Consider the following 22,118-nt stretch of genomic DNA (forward strand, 5'->3'; position numbering starts at 1 on the left):
TGCGACAGTCGGCGACCTCTGGTCTTGAGGGGGCGTTTCCGCCGCGCCGATGGGTCGTTGCGCATTTTTGTTTGATTTTGGTCAAAGCAGACACCGTCGATACGAGTATCGTGGGGGCGGCTATCTGTATTCTGGGGACATGGATCTCAATGTATCGGACGATCATCTGCGGCATCGGCATGGGTTCCAGGCAAACGGCAAACCGCCTGTTGCGCCGGGCGGCGGCGCTGGTGGAGGAAGGCGGAAACATCGTCGTCGTGCACGTCATCGAAAATATCCCGCACCGTCACCTGATGGAGCTTCCCGAGGAATTCGAAACGACTGCCATCGCCGACGCGGAAAGGAAACTGGCAGCACTCTGCAAGGAGCTCGGGATTCCGGCGACGATCGAGGTTCGCGTCGGCACGGCCGCCTCCCTGCTCGTCGCGGTCGCCAGGGAGACGTCGGCCGACCTTATTCTGCTGTCATCGCATGCGCGCGATATCACCGACTACATCTTCTCCTCGATCGTCGACAAGGTCGTGCGCCACGCCGGATGCTCTGTTCTCATCGATCGGCGTTTCGATCGCAGGCACTCCGGCTCGGAATCGCAAGCTGAAGACACAGCACTCCTCTAATTGGCTTCGAAGACCGGCATGCGGCCTCCCCTCCCCGCCGGCGGCTTGAGAGACTATATCTCTGGTAAGCCAACCGGCAGTATTGACTGCCTTGACCGGAGATATGCATGAGCCAGGATCCCTATGAGCTTCTGGGCGTGAAACGGGATGCGACGCAGAAGGATATTCAAAGCGCATTCCGCAAGCTCGCCAAGAAACTTCACCCCGACCTTAACCCGGGCGACAGAAAGGCTGAGGAACGGTTCAAGGAAATTTCGACCGCCTACGAGATCTTGAGCGATGCGGAAAAACGCGGACGCTTCGACCGCGGCGAGATCGATATGACGGGCGCCGAGCGGGCGCAGCGCAGTTATTACCGCGACTACGCCTCGGCGAGCGGTCCCGGCGATCCCTACCGCAACAGTTCCGGCTTTGCCGATTTCGCCGATGCCGACAATTCCTTTGCCAATTTCTTTTCGCGCCGCGCCGGCGGCGGCAGGATGCGCAGTCAGGGCCAGGACCGGCGTTTCTCCATGGAGGTCGATTTTCTCGAGGCCGTCAACGGCACCCGGACCGAGATCAAGCTGCCGGACGGGCCGCAGCTCGATGTGCAGATCCCGCCCGGAACCCGCGACGGCCAGACCTTGCGGCTGCGCGGCAAGGGCGAGCCGGGCATTGGCGGCGGGCCGCCGGGTGATGCCCTCATCGAAATCCGCGTGGCTCCCCACCGCTTCTTCACACGCGACGGCGACGACATCCGCCTGGAGCTGCCGATCTCGCTCGGCGAGGCGGTGCTTGGCGGCAAGGTCCGCGTGCCGACTCCGTCGGGACCGGTCAACCTGACGCTGCCCCCGCACTCGAATACGGGTAAGATCCTGCGTCTCAAGGGCAAGGGTGTCGCCACACGCGGCGGCGGGCACGGCGACGTCTATGTCACCCTGAAGATCGTGCTGCCCGACAATCCCGACGAACGGCTGACAGCCCTGATGAAGGAATGGGCGACGGCACATCCACACGATCCGAGGAAGAACATGGAGGCTTGATCATGGATGATCTCGAATTCCGTCTTTGCTTGAAAATCGATGTCGTCCAGCTCGATCTCTGGATCGAACAGGGCTGGCTGATCCCGGAGATGTCGAACGAAGGGCGGCAGTTTCACGACGCCGACGTCGCGCGCGCGCGGCTCATCCTGGACCTGATGGGCGATATGGGCGTCAACGAAGCCGGCGTCGATGTCGTCATGGACTTGGTCGACCAGTTACACGGCCTGCGGGCAACGATGGAGAGGCTGATGACCGCCATCGGCAGGCAGGAGCGGGATGTCCAGCGCCGGCTGTTCGAGAGCCTCGAGGATATCGACCGGTTTGGAACGGCCGGCCGCATGCCTTGACCTCAGGCGGTGAACCAGTAGCGGACGATATGGAAGAACAGCGGCGCGGCGAAGGTGATGGAGTCGAGACGATCGAGCACGCCGCCATGGCCCTCGATCACATAACCCCAGTCCTTGGCGTTGAGATCGCGCTTGATGGCCGAGAGCACGAAGCCGCCGAAGAAGCCGGCGACGACGATAACCGTGCTGACGGCAGCCGCCTGCAGGGGTGAGAACGGCGTCAGGCGATAGAGCAGCGTTCCGACGAGGATGGCCGAGGCGCCGCCGCCGATCAGGCCTTCGAGGGTCTTCGATGGGCTGATATTCGGCGAGAAACGATGTTTTCCGAGAAGCTTGCCCCACACGTACTGGAAGACGTCGCTGAGCTGCACGACGATGACGAGGTAGACGAGAAGAAGCGCCGGCGGCGTTCCGGTCTCAAGCATCAGCAGTGCGGGCGCATGGCTGATCGAATAAACCGTCAGCATCAGTCCCCATTGCACCCTCGCGGTCCGCGCCAGGAACTCGTTGACGTCGCCGGTCAGCGTCGCCACCGCCGGCAGTATCAGGAAGGCATAGACCGGGATGAAGATGGAAAAGAGGCCGTACCATAGCGTTCCGAGCAGCACATAGTGCAGCGGCAGGACGACGAAGAAGGACAGGAACAGTGCCAGGTGATCGCCGCGCCGTGATGGCGTCAGCGTCCAGAATTCGCGCAGCGCCATGAAGGACAGGAATGCGAACAGGATGACCACCGCGGTATCGCCGAGCAGGATCGCGCCGCCGAAGACCGCGACCATGATCCACCAGGAGCGGATGCGCGCATTGAGGTTCTGGACGGTGGCGACAGAACCGGGTTCGGTCGCGCGCCGCTGCAGGATGAAACCGATGGTGGAGGCGACGGCGAGCAGGCCGAGGATCGCGGCAAGGACGATCGAAAAAAGGCTGGTCATGCGGTGCGCCCTCCGTCTGCCAGCTCGATGATCGCGGCGCGGGCGCGGGCCAGGAAGGCGTCCTTGCCTTCGCCCGGTTCGACGCGCAGCGGCTTGCCGAAGCGCGCCGTGCAGGTGATCGGTACGATCAGCATGCTTCCCTTGGGCAGGATGCGCTGCAGATTGTCGAGATGGATCGGCACAAGATCGACATCGGGGAAGCGGCAGGCAAGGCGATAGATGCCGCTGCGGAACGGGGCGATCTCATCGGTAGAGCTTCTCGTTCCCTCGGGAAAAATCAGGATCGAACGCCCTTCCTCGAGCAGGCGCTCGAGCGGCTCCAGCGGGTTGCTGTCCGGCAGAGGCTTGCGGTCGATCAGGACGGCGCGAAGGCCCTTCTCCGCGATGAAACGGCGAAAGGCGCTCGTACCCCAATAGTCTCGCGCCGCAACCGGATGGGTCAGCCGCCGCACCTGATACGGCAGGGCGGCCATGACGGCCACCGTATCGACATGGCTGTTGTGATTGGCGAAATAGATGCGGCGGCGCGTGTCGGGCGTGCAGCCCCGCCACTCGCTTCGGGCGCCGACCATGATACGGACGAACAATACAAGGAGGCGACGGACAAGCGCGGTCATAGTCTCTCCAGCGAATGGGAAAGCGTTATCGTACGGGTGATGCAGGTGACGAGGCTGCCGGCGGCGATGATGGCTGAGCTCAGGATCAGCGACCAATGGCTGGCGGACACCAGCGTCTCGATGCTCTGGGCAACGAGGCCGGCCGTCAGCACCGCCATGCGGCGCTGCTTGGCCATGATGCCGCTGAAGTCCTGGGCGAGGCCGACCGATCCGCCGAAGACCCTGATATAGGCGGTGAGTGCGGCAAGCAGCGCGGACAGCCAGCCGAGCGAGGGAAAGCCGCAGGCATAACCGGCCGCGACGAGCAGCAGACTGTCGGCAATCCGGTCGGGGAACTCGTTGTAGATCGGCCCGCTTCTGGTTTTCTTTCCGCCTTCGATCGCGACCATGCCGTCAAGCAGATTGCAGACGAGCCGCAGCTGCACCGAGAACGCTGCGCCGATCATGGCGATCGGATGGGTCGTGAGCAGGATCAGCGCCGCGCCGATGCCGGCAAACAGGATCGAAAAAAGCGAAATGCCGTTCGGCGTCACACCGGTGCGCGCCAGCCATGCGCTCATGCCGATCGCCCAGGACGACGACCGGCTCGCGATCGGCCGCCGCGAGGCGTCCTCTTCTTCACCCATTTTCTTGTTACCCCAGCCCGATAGCCTTCTGCATACTCTGCCAATGCCGCCGCGCCAAGCCCTGCAGATCCGGTCTGGAGCCCGTTCGCCACGAAGCCAAGAGCGCGTTTCTTGAAGCGAGGAAATCTGAACCGAAAAGCACGGTGGCATCGGGGATGCAGCCTGCCATGCCGTGTTCCTTGCGCCAAGTCGCGACGCCGGAAAAACGGCGTACAATGAACGAGCACAAGGGGCTGATCAGCCTGATTTTTAAGCCCGCTCTCTCCTTGACACATTTTTAGGCGCTACTATGATTTTTGAACCGGATGGTAAAAAAAGGGGAGCAATCGATGACCAAAGACATCCTGATTTCACGACGGGCAATGATCGCATCGGGCATTGCGCTCGGAGTGAGCAGCTTCGCCCCGCTCGCAAGGGCCGCCGCCCCGCTGAAAGTTGCCGGCATTCATGCCTCGCCGGTTGAAAACGCCTGGAATTCCTGTCTTCACAAGGCCCTTCAGGACGCTGCCAAGGAAGGCGTCATCGAATATGTCTTTTCCGAAGGTGTCTCCGGCACCGACTATCCGCGCGCCATGCGCGAATATGCCGAACAGGGTAACAAGCTGATCATCGGCGAAGCCTATGCGGTGGAGAAGGAGGCCCGGCAGGTCGCGGCCGACTATCCCGAGACCGCCTTCGTGCTGGGTTCGAGCGGCGAGCAGGCCGGCGACAATTTCGGCGTCTTCGGCACATGGAATCATGACGGCGCCTATCTGGCCGGCATGCTTGCGGGCAAGATGACCAAGTCGAACGTCGTCGGTTCGGTCGGCGCCATTCCGATCCCCGAGGTCAACATGCTGATCAATGCCTTTGCCGCGGGCGTCAAGGCTGTCAATCCCGACGCAAAGCACCTCGTCTCGTTCATCGGTACCTTCTTCGACCCGCCGAAGGCCCGCGAGGCCGGCCTCGCCCAGATCGACGCCGGCGCCGATATCCTGTTCGGCGAGCGCATCGGCACGGCCGATGCCGCCAAGGAACGCGGCATCAAGTCGGTCGGTTCGCTGGTCGATTATACGCCGCGCTATCCCGATACGGTGTTTGCCAACGCCATGTGGTATTTCCGCCCGATCCTCAATGCCGCGATCGCCGATGTCGCCGCCGGCAAACCGGTCGGCAGGAACTACACGTCCTACGGCCTGATGAAGGAAGGCGGCAGCGATATCGTCTTCGTCAAGGGCGTGGCGCCTGCCGAGGCTGAGGCCGCGATGGAGGCCAAGCGGGCGGAGATCAAGGCCGGCACCTTCGAAGTTCCGAAGATGATGGAAGAGCCGAAGTAGCTCGGCTGATGCAGGGCGATGCGACGGAACTGGCGGCAGCGATCAGGCATGGCAGTCTGAGCGCTGCAGAAGCGATGCAGATCTCCCTCGAGGCTGCCGCGCGGCATGAGCCGCTCGGCGCGATCGCCTATCTCGACGGCGCCATGGGTCTCGCCGCGGCGCAGGCCTGCGACCGGGAGCGGCAGAGCGCGCCCGAGCATTTCTCGGCGCGACCCTTTGCCGGCGTGCCCACCTTGGCGAAGGATCTTGGCGGTCCCTTCCGCGGACTGCCGGTAACGGCCGGTTCCCGCCTCTTCGAGAGAAAGGGCGGCGGAGCCGACTCCGATCTCGCTTCGCGGTTCCGCGACGCCGGCTTCTGTCTGTTCGGCCTGACGACGAGCCCGGAATTCGGCCTTTCGCTCGCCAGCGAACCGGCAATCGGGCCTGTCTGCCGCAACCCGCTCGATCCGGCCCGCACCGCCGGCGGCTCGTCCGGCGGTGCGGCGGCAGCGGTTGCCGCCGGAATCGTGGCGATTGCCCATGCCACCGATGCCGGCGGCTCGATCCGCGTGCCCGCCGCCTGCTGCGGCCTTGTCGGAATGAAGCCGACCCGCGGCGCTATCCCCGGCGGACCATCTTTCGGCAATCATCTTGCCGGCATCGCGAGCGAACTGGCGGTCTGCCGCTCGGTGCGGGATACGGCGCTGATTTTTGACCGGCTGAGCGGCAATGCACGTGGACCCGTCCCGAATTCCTCTCCCATCGATTTCGACACCGGCCGTTTGCGGATCGGCCTGTTGACCGACACCGGACCGGCCCACCCGACCGAGGGTGATCGCCTTGCGGCCGTCGCGGACGCGGCACGTGCGCTCGAGAAGGACGGGCACGTCATCGTTCCATTGGCCTGGGCCGACTTCGAATGGAGCGTCGCCGCCAGCAGCCGTGCCTTTGCCGATATCGTCTCCGTCAACCTCGCAGCCCTCATCGAGACGGCAGCGCTTGAAGAAAGCAAGGCCGAGCCTCTCACACAGGCTTTTGCGATGCGCGGACGGGCGCTTTCAGCCGCCAGGCTCTGGCATACGCTGAACGATGCAGTTCTGGTGAGCCATGCGGTCTGGGGGCTGTTCGATACGGTCGATTGCATCCTGATGCCGATGCTCGCCTCCGCGCCGCTTGCGATCGGCTCGTTTCCGTCCGATCATGCCGACACCGATCTGCATCTGGAGCGAATGACCGCGTTTGCGCCGCTTGCCTGCCTTGCCAATGTTTCGGGTTTTCCTGCTTTGACGCTGCCTTTCGGAGAGGATGAGCATGCCATGCCGCTGCCGGTGCAGCTCATGATGCCGATGGGTCACGAGCCGGGGCTTCTGTCGCTGGCGGCACGCCTGGAGGCGGAGGGGCGATGGCAGCACCGTTTTCCGGTGGCGGGGTTGCTGTCATGACCGGGCCTGTTCTCGAGATTGTCGGCGTCAGCAAACGTTTCGGCGCCAATCTCGCCAATGACGATATTTCCATGACGCTGGTCAGGGGCGAGGTCGTCGCCCTGCTCGGTGAGAACGGCGCGGGCAAGACCACGCTGATGAGCATGCTTTTCGGCCACTATGTGCCGGATGCCGGCCGAATTCTGATCGACGGCGCCGAGCTGCCGCAGGGCAAGCCGCGCGCGGCGATCCGCGCCGGCGTCGGCATGGTGCATCAGCATTTCTCGCTCGCGCCCAATCTGACCGTTCTCGAAAACGTCATGACCGGCACGGAAGGCCTTTGGTCCTGGCGCTCGGCAACATCCCAGGCGCGCAAGAAACTCCTGGCGATTTCGGAGCGCTTCGGCCTGCAGGTCGATCCGGATGCCCGTCTTGGCGACCTTTCGGTCGGCGAGCAGCAGAGAGTGGAAATCCTCAAGGCGCTTTACAACGATGCCCGCATCCTGATCCTCGATGAGCCGACGGCGGTGCTGACCAACATCGAAGCCGAGCGGCTGTTCACGACGCTGAAGGAAATGGCCCGCCAGGGCCTGTCGCTGATCTTCATCTCGCACAAGCTCGACGAGGTGATGGCGGCGGCAGACCGCATCGTCGTGTTGCGTGCTGGCAGGATGGTCGCCGAGCGCAGGGCATGGGAAACCAGCAAGGCGGAACTCGCCGAGCTGATGGTCGGGCATCGCGTAACGCGGCCCGTTCGCCAACCGTCGCCCCCCGGCGCCGTTGCACTCGAGGCTTCAGGCGTGACCGTGCGAACCGGCGGTATCGAGCGTCTGAAATCGATCAGCTTCCGGCTGCACCAGGGAGAGATCCTCGGCATTATCGGCGTTTCCGGCAACGGCCAGGCGGCGTTGGCGCATCTTCTTTCCGGCACGCTGGCGCGCAGCAGCGGCGATCTCAGGCTGTTCGGCGAAGTGGTCGGCAATCTTGGCGTCGCCGATGTTGTCGACGCCGGCATCGGCCGCATTCCCGAGGACCGCAACCACGAGGGCGTGATCGGCGAAATGGCGATCTGGGAAAACGCCGTGCTGGAGCGCATCGCCTCGCCGGCCTTCTCGCGCCACGGCCTCGTCAACCGCAAGGCCGGCATAACCTTCGCGCGCGAGATTATCGACGGCTTCGACGTTCGCGGCGGCGGTCCGACGATCCGCACACGGCTGCTGTCTGGCGGCAATATGCAAAAGCTCATTCTCGGGCGCAGCCTCTATCGCCGGCCGCGCATTCTGATTGCGGCCCAGCCTGCCCGCGGCCTCGACGAAGGGGCGGTTGCCGCCGTGCATGCGCGCCTGCTCGAAGCCCGCCGGCAGGGAACTGCGGTGCTGCTGATCTCGGAGGATCTCGACGAGGTGATCGCGCTCGCAGACCGCATACAGGCAATCGTCGGCGGCCGGCTGTCGCCGCCCATTGATGCCGATGGCGCCGACGCCCGCAGGCTGGGGCTGATGATGGCCGGGGAATGGCAAGAGACGCGCGGGGCCGATCATGCGATTTGAGCGCCGCGAGCACCGCCCGTTTTACCTGCTGATCGCCACACCCGTCATCGCCATCATCGCGGCACTCGCGCTGGCCGGCATCCTGATCTCGATCGCCGGCGCGCCTGTTCTGGACGCCTATTGGCGCATCCTGACGGGCGCCTTCGGCTCGCGGCTTTCGGCGACCGAAACATTGACGCGGGCAACGCCGCTGATGCTGACCGGACTTGCCGCCGCCGTCGCCTTCCGGGCGCGGCTCTGGAATATCGGCGCCGAGGGCCAGTTCTATCTCGGCGCCATCGCCGTTGCGGCGGCAAGCTCGAAGCTGCTCGGCAATCTTCCGGCACCCATTCTCATTCCGCTGCTGCTGCTGGTCGGTGCGATCGCCGGCATGGTGCTGATTTTGCTTCCGCTGTGGCTGAGACTGCGCTTTTCCGTCGATGAGGTCGTCACCAGCCTCCTGATGAATTTCATCGCCGTGCTTTTCGTCTCGATGCTGATCGACGGCGTCCTCAAGGATCCGCTCGCCTTCGGCTGGCCCCAGTCGCAATCCGTCAGCGATCATGCCATGCTGCCGAAGCTGATCGCCCGTTCGCGCCTGCATATCGGTTTTGCGATCGCGATCGCCCTGGCGATCGTCGTTCACTTCATCCAGTCCCGCACCGTGTTTGGCATGCAGTCGCGCGCCGCCGGCCTCAATCCTGCCGGTGCGGTTTTTGCTGGTGTGCCGCTCGGAAGAACATTGGTGAAGGTTGCCTGTCTCTCCGGTGGGCTTGCAGGGCTTGCGGGAGCGATCGAGGTGATGGGCGTCAAGGGGTACGTGACGACCGACCTGTCGCCCGGTTTCGGCTACGCCGGCATCGTGGTGGCGATGCTTGCCAATCTCAATCCGCTCGGTGTCGTCTTCGCCGCCATTTTCACGGCCACGATGTTCGTCGGCGCCGACGGCATGAGCCGGGGCCTCGGCATCCCGACCTATATTGCCGACGTCACGGTGGCGCTGTCGCTGCTGACGATGCTGATCGCATTGTTCTTCACCCAATACAGGATAAGGCGATGACGCAGCTGTTCGATATCATCGCCTCCGCCGGGCTCTGGGCGGCAGTCCTGCGGATCGCCACGCCGCTGATTTTCGGCACGCTCGGCGCTTTGCTCTGCGAACGGGCCGGCGTGCTCAATCTCGGCATCGAAGGCATCATGACCTTCGGCGCGATGATCGGCTGGCTTTCCGTCTACCACGGCGCCGATCTGTGGACTGGCCTGTTGATCGCCGCGGTCGCCGGCGGCATCTTCGGCCTGCTGCATGCGTCGCTGACGGTGACGCTCGGCCTGTCCCAACATGTCTCCGGCCTCGGCGTCACGCTCTTTGCTTCCAGTTTCAGCTACTATGTCTTCCGGTTGATCGTGCCGCTCGCCAATACGCCGCCCACCATCGTGCCGTTTCAGCCGATCGCCATCCCCGGTCTCTCGACGCTGCCGTTCATCGGCCCGGCCTTCTTTACGCAGACGGCGCCGACCTATCTTGCGATCCTTATCGCCCTGCTGATGGCCTACATCATCTTCCGCACTCCCGTGGGGCTCGCAATCCGCATGACCGGTGAAAATCCGCATGCAGCCGACGCCCAGGGCGTCAATCCGATGAAGGTGCGATACGGCGCGGTCATCATCGGCAGCGCGCTGATGGGAATGGGCGGCGCTTTCCTGACATTGTCGGCGTTCAACAGCTTTTTCCCGACCATGGTGCAGGGGCGCGGCTGGATCTGCATCGCGCTTGTTGTGTTCGCCTCCTGGCGGCCGGGCCGCGCGCTGTTCGGGGCGCTGCTCTTCGCCTTCTTCGATGCCTTTCAGCTTCGGCTGCAAACGGCGCTGAGCGGGCTCGTGCCCTATCAGCTTTTCCTGATGACGCCCTATATCCTTTCCGTTGCCGCTCTTGCCATCATGGCCCGCCGCGCCCGCGTCCCGCAGGCGCTGATGCAGCCCTATCGTCGCGGCGAGCGGTGATGCCGCCTTTTCCAACGAGGTTCCGATGTTCGATCTCATCGTCAGAAACGCAAATCTCCCCGATGGCCGAACCGGCATCGACATCGGCATCGAGGGCGACAGGATCACTGCCGTCGAGCGCAATCTGCAGGCGCAGGCGCCGGAGGAAATCGACGCAACCGGCAGGCTGGCCAGCCCGCCTTTCGTCGATCCGCATTTTCACATGGACGCCACGCTATCGCTCGGCCTGCCGCGGATGAACGTGTCGGGTACACTGCTGGAAGGCATCGCGCTCTGGGGGGAGCTGCGCCCCATTGTGACGAAGGAGGAACTGGTCGACCGCGCGCTGCGCTACTGCGATCTCGCGGTCACGCAGGGCCTGCTTTTCATCCGCAGCCATGTCGATACGAGTGATCCCAGACTGGTGACCGTCGAGGCGATGATCGAAGTCCGCGAAAAGGTCGCGCCCTATATCGATCTGCAACTGGTCGCCTTCCCGCAGGATGGTTATTACCGCTCGCCGGGCGCGATCGATGCGCTCAACCGCGCCCTCGACATGGGCGTCGATATCGTCGGCGGCATCCCCCATTTCGAGCGGACGATGGGCGAAGGCACGGCGTCAGTCGAGGCGCTCTGCCGCATCGCCGCCGATCGCGGTCTGCCGGTGGACATGCATTGCGATGAAACCGACGATCCGCTCTCGCGCCACATCGAGATGCTGGCCGCGCAAACCATCCGCTTCGGCCTGCAGGGACGTGTCGCCGGCTCGCATCTGACCTCGATGCATTCGATGGACAATTACTATGTTTCCAAGCTCATCCCGCTGATGGCGGAGGCGGAGATCAACGTGATTCCCAATCCGCTGATCAACATCATGCTGCAGGGCCGGCACGATACCTATCCGAAACGCCGCGGCATGACCCGGGTCCGCGAGCTGATGGATGCCGGGCTGAATGTCTCCTTCGGGCACGATTGCGTCATGGACCCCTGGTATTCGATGGGATCGGGCGACATGCTGGAGGTCGGCCACATGGCGATCCATGTCGCCCAGATGGCCGGTATCGACGACAAGAAGAGGATCTTCGACGCGCTGACCGTCAATTCGGCGAGGACGATGGGGATTGCCGCCTATGGCTTGGAGAAGGGATGCAATGCCGACCTCGTCATCCTCCAGGCAAGCGACGCGCTGGAGGCGTTGCGGCTGAAGCCGAACCGGCTGGCGGTAATCCGCCGCGGCAAGGTCATCGCCCGCTCGGCGCCGCGCATCGGCGAGCTTTTCCTGGACGGGCGCCCGACGCGGATCGACGGCGGTCGGGATTACGTGCCTCATTATTGAGAGGCGGCGGAGGCTTGCCGGCCTACGGGAGCGGCTTTGGATCGGAGTCAGCAATATGGGGCAGCAAAGCTGCGACCCGCCAGACTGCTGACAAAGGCCGGCCAACTCCTCTTTCGTCCTGCTCGGGCTTGTCCCGAGTATCTACAGCCGGCTCAGCAGGTCCTCGGCATAAGGCCGAGGATGACGCCGAGTGAAGAACGAGGCTTTCAACAAACTGAGGGGTCGCGAAGCCGCAGCCCCCTTCAATCCGTCTTATTCAGAGGCCTATTTCTTCGAAGCCTCATAGAGCGCCCTGGCGTCGGCGTTCATCGGATAGAGGCCGGGCAGCGGCACGCCTTCATCGATCCTGGTCATGATCCAGGCTTCCATGCGCTCCTGTTCCGGCGCTTCATCGAGCACGGTGCCGAGCAGATCGGCCGGGATCAGCACCGCGCCGTCCTGGTCGACGACGATGATGTCATCGGGGAAGACCGCGACGCCGCCACAGCCGATCGGCTGCTGCCAGGCGACGAATGTAAGGCCGGCGACCGAAGGCGGGGCTGCGACGCCGCGGCACCAGACCGGCAGGTGGCTGTCGAGCACACCGGCGAGGTCGCGCACGACGCCGTCGGTGACGAGGGCCGCGACACCGCGCTTCTGCATGCGGGCGCAGAGGATATCGCCGAAAATGCCGGCATCGGTTACACCCATCGCATCGACGACCGCAACGCAACCTTCAGGCATCGCCTCGATTGCGGCACGTGTCGAGATCGGCGAGGCCCAGGAGGCGGGTGTCGCCAGATCTTCACGGGCCGGGACGAAGCGCAGGGTGAAGGCCGGGCCGACGATGCGCGGCTGGCCGGGCTTCAACGGAACGGCGCCGCGAATCCAGACGTTCCGCAGTCCCTTCTTCAGAAGAACGGTCGTCAGGGTCGCCGTCGAGACGGTGTTGAGGATTGCTATCGCTTGAGCGTCGAGAGCCATTGTATCGTTTCCAATCGGGTTTCGTTCAGATGCTCTGGATCATGCCGCCGTCGACGCGGATCACCGATCCGGTGAGATAGGAGGCGGGTTCGCTCGCCAGGAAGGCGACGACATTGCCGTACTCTTCCGGCCGGCCATAACGGCCGAGCGGAATGCCGCCGGTACTTTCAGCGATGACGTCATCGATGGATCGGTTTTCGCGCTTGGCCTTCTGCTCATCGAGGAAGGTGATGCGGCCGGTGGCAATGCGGCCCGGCAGGACGATGTTGACGGTGATGCCGTCGCGGCCAATCTCGCGCGCCAAGGTTTTCGACCATCCCACCAGCGACAGGCGCAGTGCGTTCGAGATGCCGAGATTGGGGATCGGCGCGACCACGCCCGACGAGGTCGAGGTGACAATGCGCCCCCATTTGCGCGCCCGCATCCCAGGCAGGACACGATCGGCTATCGAGATGACGGAGAGCACCATGCTCTGGAAATACCGATTCCAGATATCAGCGTCCTGGCCGGAGGCCGTGGTCGGCGGCGGGCCGCCGGTATTGTTGATGAGGATATCGACCGGTCCGAAGCCACGTTCGATTGCTGTGACATGCGCATCGATCGAGGCGAGATCCGCAAGGTCCCATTGCAACGCCAGCGCCTTGCCGCCTTCGGATTCGATCGCGGCTGCGGTCATTTGCGCGGCGGCGAGATCGATATCCGCAGCGGCAATTCTGGCACCTTCGCGCGCAAGCCTGGCGGCGATCGCACTGCCCAGTCCGCCGCCGGCGCCAAGCACCAGAGCCGTCTTGTCCGTGAGGCCCAAATCCATTTCGCTCGTCTCCGCATATGGTCGAGCCATCTTTCGGAGCATCGGACTGTAAATAAAATATCGCTTTTGCTTCGTTCAAGAGATAGAAAAACTATCGATGGACACGCGCTTTCTCGAAACCTTCATTGTCGTTGCCGAGCGGCACTCGCTGGCGCAGGCCGCCCAGCGGCTGAACCTGACGCCGGCCGCCGTCGCCCAGCGCATCCGTGCGTTGGAGGCCGAATTGGGGGTACGGCTGCTGGTGCGCTCCGGCCGCGTCATGCGGCCGACCGAGGCGGGTTTTGCCATTCTCGAACGCTGCAGGGACCTGGTGCGCGATACACGCGACCTGAAGGCGATGGCCGGTACCGCGACGATCTCGGGCGAGATGCGGCTCGGCGCGATCAACACGGCTCTGACGGGCCTTGTTCCCGACATTCTCCACCGCCTTGCCCAGGATTTTCCGCTGATCGAGATCTTCATCCGGCCGGGCGCTTCGATGGATCTCTATACCGAGGTTCTGAACGGCGCGCTGGATGCGGCCTTCATCATCGAACCGCGATTTCCGATGCAGAAGACGCTGACCTTCAATACGCTGCGCCAGGAACCCCTCGTGCTGATCGCGCCGCGAGGCTTCCAGGGGGCCGATCCGCTCGAGCTGCTGAGGACCGAACCCTTCATCCGCTACGATCGCAACCAATGGGGCGGCCATATCGCCGACGAATATCTGCGCGAGATCGGCATTCGCCCCATCGAGCGTTACGAACTCGACGCGCTCGAGTCGATCGCGGTGATGGTCAATCGCGGTCTCGGGATCTCGATCGTGCCGGATTGGGCGCCGCCGTGGCCGGCTGGGCTCGATATCGTCAAGCTGCCCCTATCGCGTGCGTCGGCCATGCGCACGGTCGGCATCGTCGCGACGCGTTCGTCGCCGCGGGCAAACCTCATCGCCGCACTTCTGCAAACCAGCCGCGCGGCGATGGAGGCCTGATGGCTCAGGCGATCTTCTGACGAACCGGCAGCTTCCAGCCGGGCCGGACGAAGTGGCAGGTGTAGCCGTTCGGGATGCGCTCCAGATAGTCCTGGTGTTCGGGCTCGGCCTCCCAGAAATCGCTCACCGGCACGACTTCGGTGACGACCTTGCCGGGCCACAGGCCCGATGCGTCGACATCGGCGATCGTATCCTTGGCGACACGCTCCTGCTCGGGGCTGGTATAGAAGATCGCCGAGCGATAGCTCGTGCCGACGTCGTTGCCCTGCCGGTTGCGCGTGCTCGGATCGTGGATCTGGAAGAAGAATTCGAGGATGTCGCGATAGCTGGTCTTGGCCGGATCGAAGATGATCTCGATGCCTTCGGCATGGGTCCCGTGGTTGCGGTAGGTCGCATTCGGCACGTCGCCGCCGGTATAGCCGACGCGGGTCGAAATCACACCGTTCAATCGGCGGACCAGGTCCTGCATGCCCCAGAAGCAGCCGCCGGCGAGCACTGCACGTTCTTCGGTCATTGGATGTCTCCTTGTTTGCCCAGAGATAGTGTCTCGCACCGCCGATTTCCATACGGCGCAATGAGACGCGGCCTTGCTATCGTCCCCAAGGGAAGATGAGGTCGGGGCTCCGTGGGCATTTCTACAATAATACCCGCTAAGGGAATTGAAGTTGTTTGGATTGAAGCGGTTCGCGCGGATCGGCCTGAGATAGTCGCCGATGGGCGCGATATAGGCCCATGGAAGCGGTGCGACCTGAGAAAGCAACTCGTCCGGAATAACGATACCCTGGCCTCGGACGCCGTTCGCCGTATTTCGCATCGTATTCGAGGCTGGCTTCGCCGCCCAGACGGCGGCGAAAGGATGGGCCTGCTGCGCGTCGACCAGATTCTGAACATGATTGCCCGCGGCAACCGGAGAAGGGAATCTGCGCTCTCAAGCCAACATCGACTGCTGGGCGGAGATACCTGCCGTCGCGCCCTGCGATATTGCCGTGGTGACCGAGTTCATGGCTGGGTTTGCGAGATCGCCGGCGGCGTAGATTCCGGGCATGCTGGTTTCGCGGCGCTCGTCGACCTTGAGGGCGATGCCGAAGGGCGTATTGACCGTGGCGAGGCCCAGTGATTCATGCAGGCTTGCGGACGGCTTGTTGCGCGGATGCGCGAACAGGATATCGACCCCGGCATTGCGGCCGCTCTCGAGATTAACGGTAGTGATATGGCCCCGGTGATGGGCGATTTCGGCGATCCGGCCATCAACGACAGGTATGTCGCGGCGCGCTAGATCGGCGCGGATATCGGGTGCAATGTCGTGACCATCGGCGAAGACCGTCAACGTGTCGGTCCAGTGCTGGTACAGCCTGACATAATTGTGCGACGGCGGGCCGGACCAGACGAGGCCCCAATGCTGGTCGGCGACTTCAAAGCCATCGCAATAGGGGCAGGGCACGATGGAGGTGCCCCAGCTTTCGGCAAAGCCCGGAACATCAGGCATCTGGTCGGCGACGCCATAGCTCAGGATCAGACGACGCGCGCCAAAGCTTTCGCCATCGCCGGTGAGGACGGAGAAATTATCGATGGCGCCGGAGATGCTGTCGGCTCGGGCATTGACCAGCTTGACCGTGGGATAACGCGCCAACTGCTGCCGCGCCTCGGCCAGGATGTCCAGCGGCGGCTTGTGATCGTGGCCGAGCAGACCATGCGAGTGGCCGGCGAAACGATTGCGCGGCAGGCCGGTATCGAGAATGGTGGCCTTGCGGCGGGCACGGCCGAGCTGCAGGGCAGCGGCGAGACCGGCAAAGCTGCCGCCGATGATGATGACGTCATCCATGGTGATAAGCTCCGTGTTGCGGATGGAGGGGGTTGAGCTGGGGTTGGCGCGCAATATCGTCCAGCGATACGCAATCGAGACGGGCAGCGCGCAGGGCTTCGGCATCGGCGAGAAAGTCGCCCATCACTGTTTTGGCCGTCGGCACAATGCCGCATTCGATATCGCCGGGCGGCCAGGGGAAACTTGATTTGGAGGACAGGATAAAATCCACTCTTTGACTTGCATGTTTTTGATACTGTGTGGTATCATAAAGCATGAATAACGATACTGTCAAGGATCCTAATGGTCGTGACCGAAAATAGTCGAGGTCGGCGCGGCCGGCCGGCCAACGAGGCGCTTGGCCAAACGATAGTCGACGCAGCATACGAACTCTTTGTGGAATTGGGTTTTCAAGCGACGACCTTGGACAAGGTCACCCAGCGAGCGAAGATATCCAAGCTCAGCATCTATCGGCACTTCGAGAACAAGGAGGCGCTATTCAGCGCGGCCGTCTCCGCCCGCTGCCATCAGTTTGCACCACAAGCCCTTTTTGAAGGCATCGACGGTTCGGCCGAAGATCAACTCATGGCGGTGGGATCATCCCTCCTTCGCACGCTGTTGAGCCCGGACGTCCGCAGTGTCGAAGCCATGGTCATGGCCGACAAGACGAACCAAAAATCGCTAAGCAAGCTCCATTACGAAGCGGGCCCCGCCCATGTCATCGCCCAAATCGAGGCCCTGTTGTGTCAGTTGCACGCGAAGGCGGTTCTGAACGTGCCCGATCCTCTCCAGTCCGCCCGCTTGTTTGCCGCGCTTTTCAAAGGATCCGATCTCCTGATTATCGCACGCTTCGATCAGGCGAGAGCAGAGGACGACAACGAAATCGAATCCTATTGCCGGTCGGCCGTCGCCATGTTCATCGCCGCGCACGGTGGCAGCGACCACGCGGGCGGATAGCCGAGCTAAGAACGGATCAGAACAAGGATATGGCATCATGGCAGAGGAAAATGTTTATCAGGTAGCCGACTGGAATGGCCAAAGCGGGGAGCGCTGGGTCGCTTACCAGGCCCGGCTCGATGCCATGATGGCGGTGTTCGGCCAGACCGCGATCGAAGCCGCCGCGCCTGCGACAGGCGAGCGCGTGCTAGACGTCGGCTGCGGCGCGGGGGCGTCTAGTCTGGATCTGGCCGCCCGCGTCGGCGCGGGGGGCCAAGTGCTGGGCGTGGACATATCTGAACCGCTGATCGACCGAGCGCGTGCGTTAGCGCCGCAGGACACGCCGGCCCTGTTCCAGGTGGCTGACGCCAGCAGCGCCGAGCTGCCCGAGGGCGCGTTCGACATCCTGTTCTCGCGCTTCGGGGTGATGTTCTTTGACGATCCGACAGGGGCGTTCGCTCATATGCGCCGTGCGCTCAAGCCGGGCGCGCGGGTCGCTTTCGTCTGCTGGCGCGGCATAGCCGAGAACGATTGGGTGCGCTTGCCGATGGGCGCGATCAGGGGCATCCTCCCGCCGACCGCGCCGCCCGATCCCGAAGCGCCCGGCCCGTTCTCGTTCGGCGACCAAGGGCGGGTGGCGCGTATCCTGACGGCGGCTGGCTTCACCGATATCGCTATCGCGCCATTTGATGCCTCCATCCCGTTCGGCGAGGGTGGGACGCGGGACGCGGCGATCGACGACGCGGTGGAGATGACACTCGAGGTCGGCCCGCTGTCGCGCGCGCTCGCTGATCAGCCCGACGACATCCGCGCCCGCGTCTCGGCCGCGGTTCGTGCCGCCTTCGCGGGCTGCCCCGGTGAGCGGTCGGTGATGATCGACGGCGCGGCGTGGATCGTCACGGCGCGCAATCCGGCAAGCTGACAGGGATTGACAGGGGGAGACGCCCCTTCTCGATGGTTCGGCGTTGGCCGTCGCGCGATCGACCCCGCGCCGCTTGCGGCCGGAACGCAGAGGAGGCAGGGCGGCGGGCTTGTGTCCCAGGTCGCACCGCTGCCATTGGTTTATATCGCGCTCATCGGCGACTACCTCTGGAACGAAATTGACCGCCCCCTCGAACGATTCAGACCAATCCGCGCTATCCACTTCAATCAGGCTTTGATACGGAAGCCTTCCTTGAGCCAGGGGTGCAGCACCTTGCTCGCGGCAAGGATATCGCCCTTCCCGTCGACGGCGGCGCCGGAAAAACGGGTGACGATGCCGCCCGCCTCCTCGACCATCAGCGCCGAGGCGCCGAAATCATGGATCGAAAGCCCGTCCTCGAAGAATCCATCCAGCCGGCCGCAGGCGACATAGGCGATAGACAGCGCTGCCGAGCCGAGGCGGCGCACGCCCGCGGTGTTGGCCATCAGCCGCTTGATGGCGTCGAAATAGGTCTCTTCCGCCACCGCCTTGAGCTGGCCGGGGATCGGCAGGCCGGCGCCGATGAGCACGTTCTCGATGTCGCCGACATCGGTGCAGCGGATGCGCTCGCCGTCGAGATAGGCGCCGCCGCCACGCTCGGCGCTGAACAGCTCGTCCTGCATGGCGTCATAGACGACGCCGGCGACCAGCCTGCCGCCTTCGGCGATCGCGATCGTCATGCCGAAATGCGGGAGGCCCCAGGCGTAGTTGGTGGTGCCGTCGATCGGGTCGATGTAGATGATCGGCGTTTCCGGTCCGGCCGTGCGGTTGCCGACGGCTTCCTCGCCCTGGATGGCGTAATCCGGGAAGGCCTTGATCATCTCGTCGACGATGATCCGTTCGACCGCGACATCGATCTCGGTTTGATAATCGCGCGGCGCCTTGGCCAGCATTTCCTGAGAGGTTCGCCGCCGCAGCGAAGCCCGGGCGGTTTCGCCGGCCTTAACGACCGTTTCGGCAAGCACGACGAGGCGAGGCGATGCGGTCGGCGAAAGACGCACTGAAATCGGGGAGGATGTCATGAGAAGATCCGGATGCTGCAGATGTGACGGAGTGACTCGTGCGAAACCATTCCCTTCGCAGAGACCGATGTTGGTTTTATGAAGCCGCCTGCCGTCGCTGTCCACCGGTTGTCATATCAGGCGGTCCGTCGACGCATCGAAGAGATGGACCTGTGCCGGGTCGACCGATAGTCCGATCCTGTCTCCTGCCTTGACCCTGTCGCGGCGGGTCTCGACGATCGTCAGTTCCGGCTGCGTCTCGGCGACGATGAAGGTCGACGAGCCGGTGGATTCGACGAAGGCGATCGGGACGTCGAAGCTGCCATGCCCGGGAGCGACAACCTCGATGTGTTCAGGCCGGACACCCGCGATGAGCTTCCGCCCAGGCTCGATGGCGCGGTTGATGGCAAGTGTCTGCTTCACGGCGCCGAAGTCCAGGATCAGGCTCTTGCCGTCTTCCGGGACGATCGCCGGAATAAAATTCATCGCAGGCGAGCCGATGAAGCCCGCCACGAACCGGTTCGCCGGCCGGTCGTAGAGATCGAGCGGCGCGCCCTGCTGCTCGATGATGCCGTCGCGCATCACCACCACATGGTCGGCCATCGTCATCGCTTCGACCTGATCGTGCGTGACGTAGACGAAAGTCGCGTTCAGCCGGTCGTGCAGCGACCGGATTTCCTTGCGCATATGGACGCGCAGCGCCGCATCGAGGTTGGAGAGCGGCTCGTCGAACAGGAAGGCCTTGGGATGGCGGATGATGGCGCGGCTCATGGCGACGCGCTGGCGCTGGCCACCGGACAGTTCGCGCGGGTAGCGCTTCAGCAGATGCGAAAGACCTGTGGTCGCCGCCACCTCCTCGGCCGCCTTCTTGGCTTCCGCCTTGGCGATGCCGCGGATGCGCAGGCTGTAGGTCAGGTTCTCCTCGACCGTCATGTGCGGATAGAGCGCATAGGACTGGAAGACCATGGCGACGTCGCGCTTGCGCGGCGGCACGCCATTCATCAGCTCGCCGGCGATCCTGAGATCGCCGGTCGAGATGCTTTCGAGGCCGGCAAGCGAGCGCAGCAGCGTGGACTTGCCGCAGCCCGAAGGGCCGACGAGCGCGACGAAAGTACCCTTGGCGATCGACAGGTCGATGTTCTTCAGGGCGTGGAAGGCGCCGTAATATTTATTGACGCCTCTGAGCTCGATCTGTGTGGTCATTTGAGGGCTCCAGAGGTGAGGCCGGATACGATGCGGCGCTGCAAGAGAACGAAGATGGCGAGGATCGGCGTCACATACATCGTGGCGTAGGCCATGATGTTGTTCCACTCGTTGGTGTTCGGCCCCATGAAGGAATTGAGACCGACGCTCGCCGGCTGAAGGTCGACTGCCTGGATCATCGACTTCGAATAGACGAATTCGCCGAAGGCCTGCATGAAGATCAGGATGGCGCTGACGAGGATACCGTTGCGGGCAAGCGGCAGCACGATGTTGAAGAAGGCGCCGACGCGCGAATTGCCGTCGACGAGGGCCGCCTCCTCCAGTTCCTGGGGAACGCTCATGAAGGTGGCGCGCACCAGGATGACGAAGAAGGGCATGCTCTTGGCCGCGACCGCGATGATGACGGCGAGCCGCGGCGTGGACAGCATGCCGATCTGCGAGAAGCCGACGAAGATCGGCGTGATCATCAGCGATGCCGGCAGGACCTGCAGCATCAGGATCAGGAACAGGCCGATATCCACCCAGACATTGCGGTATCGGGCCAGCACATAGGCGCAGCCGACGCCGAGCACGGTGATCAGCGCCATGGAGCCGAGAGCGATGACCAGCGAATTCCAGAGGTAGCGGCCCATGTCGCGGCTTTCCCAGACATAGGTGTAGGTGCCCCATTGGGGTGCTGCCGGCCAGAAGCTCGGCGGCGTGGCGAACATCTCCGAGCCGCTTTTCAGTGCGGTGATGTACATCCAATAGAGCGGGAAGAGATAGATCGCCGCCATGACGATCGATATTGCCAGCATCAGCCGGTCGCGATTGGTCGTCGTCATCCGCGCACCTCGTGCCGTGTGGACCTGACATAGACGACGGAGGCGAACATCACGAAGACGATCATGATGACGGAGATCGTCGCGCCCTTGGCGAAATCATATTGGCGGAAGGAAAGGTCCCAGGCCCAATATTGGGTGACGTTCGATGAATTGTTCGGCCCGCCCGAGGTGATGGCGGCGAAGAGATCGAACTGCTGCAGCGTAAAGATCAGGCCGAGCGCGATGATAGCGCCGATCGTCGAGCGCATCATCGGCAGCGTGATCGTCCAGAAGCGCTGCCAGACATTGGCGCCGTCGAGTTCGGCCGCTTCGTAGAGATCGGAGGGAATGCCGGCGAGGCCAACGGACAGCAGGATCATGTTGAACGAGGTGCCGAGCCAGATATTGGCGATGATCACGGCATAGAGCGAATAATGCGGATCGGAGCGCCAGAAGATATTACCGGAGATGATGCCGCTTTCCCTGAGGATGAAGTTCAGCACGCCGAAATCACCAGAGAGAATCCAGTTCCAGATGGCGCCGACGACAAGGCCGGGCATCACCCAGGAGACCAGGAACAGGCCGCGCATCCATGAGGCGCCGGGAAAATTGACCCAGAAGAACAGCGCCAGCCCGAAGCCGATCAGGAACTGGCCGGCGATCGAGCCGGTGACGAAGATGACGGTATTGTAGAGGATCGGCAGCGTTTCCGGCTGCGCGAAGAGGTCGGTATAATTCTTGAAGCCGACGAAAGGACGCGAAAACGTCCCGAGGCTGAACATGTCGACCTCCTGGAAACTCATCACCACATTGTAGATGAGCGGCAGACCCGCCATCAGGAACAGAAAGCCGAGCGGGAAAGCGACGAGCACGATATCGAAACCGCGGCCGTCCCTGACGCTCATCAGGATCCTTTTCATGCGTCCTCCGATGCTCCGATCGGGGCC

At 63.4% G+C, this 22,118-nt stretch carries 24 protein-coding genes; 12 read left to right on the forward strand and 12 right to left on the reverse strand.

Features of this window, described 5'->3' with window-relative positions; genetic code table 11:
* Window positions 1-149 precede the first annotated feature (149 nt).
* The 3 genes from AMK05_RS25155 to AMK05_RS25165 all read left to right on the forward strand — a co-directional run bounded on the left by AMK05_RS25155 (window position 150) and on the right by AMK05_RS25165 (window position 1,986).
* A complete protein-coding gene (locus AMK05_RS25155) occupies window positions 150-617 on the forward strand; it encodes a universal stress protein (protein WP_064842064.1) in 468 nt (155 codons plus the stop codon).
* A gap of 107 nt (window positions 618-724) precedes the next feature.
* On the forward strand, window positions 725-1,639 hold the full coding sequence (locus AMK05_RS25160; RefSeq protein ID WP_064842066.1) for a DnaJ C-terminal domain-containing protein: 915 nt from the start codon (window positions 725-727) through the stop codon (window positions 1,637-1,639).
* A 2-nt stretch (window positions 1,640-1,641) separates the two neighbouring features.
* A complete protein-coding gene (locus AMK05_RS25165) occupies window positions 1,642-1,986 on the forward strand; it encodes a chaperone modulator CbpM (protein WP_064842068.1) in 345 nt (114 codons plus the stop codon).
* Window positions 1,987-1,988: 2 nt separating this feature from the next.
* Here AMK05_RS25165 and AMK05_RS25170 read toward each other — a convergent pair whose 3' ends face one another.
* Genes AMK05_RS25170 through AMK05_RS25180 form a run of 3 tightly spaced genes read right to left on the reverse strand, consistent with a single transcriptional unit; the run spans window position 1,989 to window position 4,161 of the window.
* On the reverse strand, window positions 1,989-2,918 hold the full coding sequence (locus tag AMK05_RS25170) for a phosphatidate cytidylyltransferase (protein WP_064842070.1): 930 nt from the start codon (window positions 2,916-2,918) through the stop codon (window positions 1,989-1,991).
* Window positions 2,915-3,535, reverse strand: coding sequence for a lysophospholipid acyltransferase family protein (locus AMK05_RS25175; protein WP_064842072.1), 621 nt, complete (start codon window positions 3,533-3,535; stop codon window positions 2,915-2,917). Before AMK05_RS25175 ends, AMK05_RS25170 begins: the two co-directional genes overlap by 4 nt.
* Entirely contained in the window at window positions 3,532-4,161 is a 630-nt protein-coding gene (locus AMK05_RS25180) for a CDP-alcohol phosphatidyltransferase family protein (RefSeq protein WP_064842074.1), read from the reverse strand. The genes AMK05_RS25175 and AMK05_RS25180 overlap by 4 nt, the downstream gene beginning before the upstream one ends.
* 329 nt (window positions 4,162-4,490) lie before the next feature.
* Between AMK05_RS25180 and AMK05_RS25190 the strand changes: the two genes are divergently transcribed.
* The 6 genes from AMK05_RS25190 to AMK05_RS25215 are packed head-to-tail and all read left to right on the forward strand — an operon-like array spanning window position 4,491 to window position 11,722.
* A complete protein-coding gene (locus tag AMK05_RS25190) occupies window positions 4,491-5,477 on the forward strand; it encodes a BMP family protein (RefSeq protein WP_064842076.1) in 987 nt (328 codons plus the stop codon).
* Window positions 5,478-5,485: 8 nt separating this feature from the next.
* Window positions 5,486-6,898, forward strand: coding sequence for an amidase (locus tag AMK05_RS25195; protein ID WP_064842078.1), 1,413 nt, complete (start codon window positions 5,486-5,488; stop codon window positions 6,896-6,898).
* The gene (locus tag AMK05_RS25200; protein ID WP_064842081.1) at window positions 6,895-8,427 is read left to right on the forward strand and encodes an ABC transporter ATP-binding protein; all 1,533 of its coding nucleotides are present in this window, start codon (window positions 6,895-6,897) and stop codon (window positions 8,425-8,427) included. Before AMK05_RS25195 ends, AMK05_RS25200 begins: the two co-directional genes overlap by 4 nt.
* Window positions 8,417-9,466, forward strand: coding sequence for an ABC transporter permease (locus AMK05_RS25205; RefSeq protein ID WP_064842083.1), 1,050 nt, complete (start codon window positions 8,417-8,419; stop codon window positions 9,464-9,466). Before AMK05_RS25200 ends, AMK05_RS25205 begins: the two co-directional genes overlap by 11 nt.
* A complete protein-coding gene (locus AMK05_RS25210) occupies window positions 9,463-10,407 on the forward strand; it encodes an ABC transporter permease (protein ID WP_064842086.1) in 945 nt (314 codons plus the stop codon). The genes AMK05_RS25205 and AMK05_RS25210 overlap by 4 nt, the downstream gene beginning before the upstream one ends.
* Window positions 10,408-10,432: 25 nt before the next feature.
* Complete coding sequence (locus AMK05_RS25215; RefSeq protein ID WP_064842088.1) at window positions 10,433-11,722, forward strand: amidohydrolase family protein; 1,290 nt, start codon at window positions 10,433-10,435, stop codon at window positions 11,720-11,722.
* Between the two features lie 264 nt (window positions 11,723-11,986).
* Here the strand turns inward: AMK05_RS25215 and AMK05_RS25220 are convergent, their stop codons facing one another.
* Window positions 11,987-12,685: a ribonuclease activity regulator RraA gene (locus AMK05_RS25220; RefSeq protein WP_064842090.1), complete on the reverse strand. Its 699-nt coding sequence runs from the start codon at window positions 12,683-12,685 to the stop codon at window positions 11,987-11,989.
* Between the two features lie 25 nt (window positions 12,686-12,710).
* The gene (locus AMK05_RS25225; RefSeq protein ID WP_064842092.1) at window positions 12,711-13,496 is read right to left on the reverse strand and encodes an SDR family oxidoreductase; all 786 of its coding nucleotides are present in this window, start codon (window positions 13,494-13,496) and stop codon (window positions 12,711-12,713) included.
* 97 nt (window positions 13,497-13,593) lie between these two features.
* Between AMK05_RS25225 and AMK05_RS25230 the strand changes: the two genes are divergently transcribed.
* Window positions 13,594-14,466 carry a LysR family transcriptional regulator gene (locus AMK05_RS25230; protein ID WP_064842094.1) on the forward strand — a complete coding sequence of 291 codons (873 nt, stop codon included), beginning with the start codon at window positions 13,594-13,596 and terminating at the stop codon, window positions 14,464-14,466.
* 4 nt (window positions 14,467-14,470) lie between these two features.
* Here the strand turns inward: AMK05_RS25230 and msrA are convergent, their stop codons facing one another.
* The 3 genes from msrA to AMK05_RS35355 form a co-directional block, all read right to left on the reverse strand.
* On the reverse strand, window positions 14,471-14,980 hold the full coding sequence (msrA, locus tag AMK05_RS25235; protein WP_064842097.1) for a peptide-methionine (S)-S-oxide reductase MsrA: 510 nt from the start codon (window positions 14,978-14,980) through the stop codon (window positions 14,471-14,473).
* A 414-nt stretch (window positions 14,981-15,394) separates the two neighbouring features.
* Window positions 15,395-16,288 (reverse strand): NAD(P)/FAD-dependent oxidoreductase, encoded by an 894-nt coding sequence (locus tag AMK05_RS25240; protein ID WP_064842099.1) that lies wholly within the window; start codon window positions 16,286-16,288, stop codon window positions 15,395-15,397.
* Window positions 16,281-16,544: a hypothetical protein gene (locus AMK05_RS35355; protein WP_171899855.1), complete on the reverse strand. Its 264-nt coding sequence runs from the start codon at window positions 16,542-16,544 to the stop codon at window positions 16,281-16,283. Before AMK05_RS35355 ends, AMK05_RS25240 begins: the two co-directional genes overlap by 8 nt.
* A 32-nt stretch (window positions 16,545-16,576) precedes the next feature.
* Here AMK05_RS35355 and AMK05_RS25250 point away from each other — a divergent pair, with 32 nt between their 5' ends.
* Window positions 16,577-17,224, forward strand: coding sequence for a TetR/AcrR family transcriptional regulator (locus AMK05_RS25250; RefSeq protein ID WP_064842324.1), 648 nt, complete (start codon window positions 16,577-16,579; stop codon window positions 17,222-17,224).
* A gap of 37 nt (window positions 17,225-17,261) precedes the next feature.
* Window positions 17,262-18,125 carry a class I SAM-dependent methyltransferase gene (locus AMK05_RS25255; protein ID WP_064842103.1) on the forward strand — a complete coding sequence of 288 codons (864 nt, stop codon included), beginning with the start codon at window positions 17,262-17,264 and terminating at the stop codon, window positions 18,123-18,125.
* A gap of 227 nt (window positions 18,126-18,352) precedes the next feature.
* Here the strand turns inward: AMK05_RS25255 and AMK05_RS25260 are convergent, their stop codons facing one another.
* The 4 genes from AMK05_RS25260 to AMK05_RS25275 form a co-directional block, all read right to left on the reverse strand.
* Window positions 18,353-19,186 (reverse strand): inositol monophosphatase family protein, encoded by an 834-nt coding sequence (locus AMK05_RS25260; RefSeq protein WP_064842327.1) that lies wholly within the window; start codon window positions 19,184-19,186, stop codon window positions 18,353-18,355.
* 111 nt (window positions 19,187-19,297) lie between these two features.
* Window positions 19,298-20,368 carry an ABC transporter ATP-binding protein gene (locus tag AMK05_RS25265; protein ID WP_064842106.1) on the reverse strand — a complete coding sequence of 357 codons (1,071 nt, stop codon included), beginning with the start codon at window positions 20,366-20,368 and terminating at the stop codon, window positions 19,298-19,300.
* Window positions 20,365-21,192 (reverse strand): carbohydrate ABC transporter permease, encoded by an 828-nt coding sequence (locus tag AMK05_RS25270; protein WP_049731567.1) that lies wholly within the window; start codon window positions 21,190-21,192, stop codon window positions 20,365-20,367. The genes AMK05_RS25265 and AMK05_RS25270 overlap by 4 nt, the downstream gene beginning before the upstream one ends.
* Window positions 21,189-22,091 carry a carbohydrate ABC transporter permease gene (locus tag AMK05_RS25275; protein ID WP_064842108.1) on the reverse strand — a complete coding sequence of 301 codons (903 nt, stop codon included), beginning with the start codon at window positions 22,089-22,091 and terminating at the stop codon, window positions 21,189-21,191. Before AMK05_RS25275 ends, AMK05_RS25270 begins: the two co-directional genes overlap by 4 nt.
* Window positions 22,092-22,118: the final 27 nt, after the last annotated feature.

It is taken from the genome of Rhizobium sp. N324 (genome assembly GCF_001664485.1).
Classification (GTDB): Bacteria; Pseudomonadota; Alphaproteobacteria; order Rhizobiales; family Rhizobiaceae; genus Rhizobium.

What these genes read in the sequence shown, in the direction of transcription:
- AMK05_RS25155 (WP_064842064.1), top strand. Translation starts at nt 150, where the DNA reads ATGTATCGGACGATCATCTGCGGCATCGGCATGGGTTCCAGGCAAACG.
- AMK05_RS25160 (WP_064842066.1), top strand. Translation starts at nt 725, where the DNA reads ATGAGCCAGGATCCCTATGAGCTTCTGGGCGTGAAACGGGATGCGACG.
- AMK05_RS25165 (WP_064842068.1), top strand. Translation starts at nt 1,642, where the DNA reads ATGGATGATCTCGAATTCCGTCTTTGCTTGAAAATCGATGTCGTCCAG.
- AMK05_RS25170 (WP_064842070.1), bottom strand. Translation starts at nt 2,918, where the DNA reads ATGACCAGCCTTTTTTCGATCGTCCTTGCCGCGATCCTCGGCCTGCTC.
- AMK05_RS25175 (WP_064842072.1), bottom strand. Translation starts at nt 3,535, where the DNA reads ATGACCGCGCTTGTCCGTCGCCTCCTTGTATTGTTCGTCCGTATCATG.
- AMK05_RS25180 (WP_064842074.1), bottom strand. Translation starts at nt 4,161, where the DNA reads ATGGGTGAAGAAGAGGACGCCTCGCGGCGGCCGATCGCGAGCCGGTCG.
- AMK05_RS25190 (WP_064842076.1), top strand. Translation starts at nt 4,491, where the DNA reads ATGACCAAAGACATCCTGATTTCACGACGGGCAATGATCGCATCGGGC.
- AMK05_RS25195 (WP_064842078.1), top strand. Translation starts at nt 5,486, where the DNA reads ATGCAGGGCGATGCGACGGAACTGGCGGCAGCGATCAGGCATGGCAGT.
- AMK05_RS25200 (WP_064842081.1), top strand. Translation starts at nt 6,895, where the DNA reads ATGACCGGGCCTGTTCTCGAGATTGTCGGCGTCAGCAAACGTTTCGGC.
- AMK05_RS25205 (WP_064842083.1), top strand. Translation starts at nt 8,417, where the DNA reads ATGCGATTTGAGCGCCGCGAGCACCGCCCGTTTTACCTGCTGATCGCC.
- AMK05_RS25210 (WP_064842086.1), top strand. Translation starts at nt 9,463, where the DNA reads ATGACGCAGCTGTTCGATATCATCGCCTCCGCCGGGCTCTGGGCGGCA.
- AMK05_RS25215 (WP_064842088.1), top strand. Translation starts at nt 10,433, where the DNA reads ATGTTCGATCTCATCGTCAGAAACGCAAATCTCCCCGATGGCCGAACC.
- AMK05_RS25220 (WP_064842090.1), bottom strand. Translation starts at nt 12,685, where the DNA reads ATGGCTCTCGACGCTCAAGCGATAGCAATCCTCAACACCGTCTCGACG.
- AMK05_RS25225 (WP_064842092.1), bottom strand. Translation starts at nt 13,496, where the DNA reads ATGGATTTGGGCCTCACGGACAAGACGGCTCTGGTGCTTGGCGCCGGC.
- AMK05_RS25230 (WP_064842094.1), top strand. Translation starts at nt 13,594, where the DNA reads ATGGACACGCGCTTTCTCGAAACCTTCATTGTCGTTGCCGAGCGGCAC.
- msrA (WP_064842097.1), bottom strand. Translation starts at nt 14,980, where the DNA reads ATGACCGAAGAACGTGCAGTGCTCGCCGGCGGCTGCTTCTGGGGCATG.
- AMK05_RS25240 (WP_064842099.1), bottom strand. Translation starts at nt 16,288, where the DNA reads ATGGATGACGTCATCATCATCGGCGGCAGCTTTGCCGGTCTCGCCGCT.
- AMK05_RS35355 (WP_171899855.1), bottom strand. Translation starts at nt 16,544, where the DNA reads ATGCTTTATGATACCACACAGTATCAAAAACATGCAAGTCAAAGAGTG.
- AMK05_RS25255 (WP_064842103.1), top strand. Translation starts at nt 17,262, where the DNA reads ATGGCAGAGGAAAATGTTTATCAGGTAGCCGACTGGAATGGCCAAAGC.
- AMK05_RS25260 (WP_064842327.1), bottom strand. Translation starts at nt 19,186, where the DNA reads ATGACATCCTCCCCGATTTCAGTGCGTCTTTCGCCGACCGCATCGCCT.
- AMK05_RS25265 (WP_064842106.1), bottom strand. Translation starts at nt 20,368, where the DNA reads ATGACCACACAGATCGAGCTCAGAGGCGTCAATAAATATTACGGCGCC.
- AMK05_RS25270 (WP_049731567.1), bottom strand. Translation starts at nt 21,192, where the DNA reads ATGACGACGACCAATCGCGACCGGCTGATGCTGGCAATATCGATCGTC.
- AMK05_RS25275 (WP_064842108.1), bottom strand. Translation starts at nt 22,091, where the DNA reads ATGAAAAGGATCCTGATGAGCGTCAGGGACGGCCGCGGTTTCGATATC.